At 73.6% G+C, this 629-nt stretch carries 1 protein-coding gene; it reads left to right on the top strand.

All coding sequences use genetic code 11. The annotated features are described in order from the left end of the window. Nucleotides 1-575 (top strand): sensor histidine kinase (locus AC1D15_RS36050; protein ID WP_477829862.1); only part of this gene is annotated, 575 nt, incomplete at its 5' end. Between the last annotated feature and the right edge of the window lie 54 nt (nt 576-629).

The following is a 629-nucleotide window of genomic DNA, read 5'->3' on the forward strand; positions in this document are numbered from 1 at the left end:
AGACAGCACTGATCCGGCTGTGCGGCGCGGCCGACCGGGCGGCCACGCTGGCGTCTGCCGAGCGGGCCGACCGCGCAGCGCAGCAGCTGTACCAGGCGGTGCGCGGCATGCTGCGCCGGCTGCGGCCGGCCAACCTCGACGAGCTGGGTTTGATCGCCGCGCTGCAGGAGCTGTGCGAGTCGTGGGAGGAGCGCAGCGGCGTGCCCTGCATCTTTCACCACGAGGCGCTGCCGCGGGAACTGGGCGACGCGGTTGACATCGCGCTCTACCGCGTGACGCAGGAGGCCCTGACCAACGTGATGCGCCATGCACGCGCGAGCGCGGTGCGCGTGAAGCTGGGCCGCAGTGCGCAGGGCGAGCTGCAGCTCAGCGTGGAGGACGATGGCCGGGGCATGGACCTGGCTGCTGCCACGCGCGGCCTCGGGCTGCTGGGTGCCACCGAGCGGGCCGCGGCGCTGGGTGGTGAGCTGGAGGTGCGCGCATCGCCCGGTGCCGGCGTGCAGCTGGTGCTGCGCGTGCCGATGCCGGCTGCATCCCGGCTGGCCACCGCATTGTCCGACAAGGCGCCCRCATGATCCGCGTGCTGCTCGCCGACGATCACCCGGTGGTGCGCAGCGGCTACCTGCGGC

It is taken from the genome of Rhizobacter sp. P2_H2 (assembly GCF_056403375.1).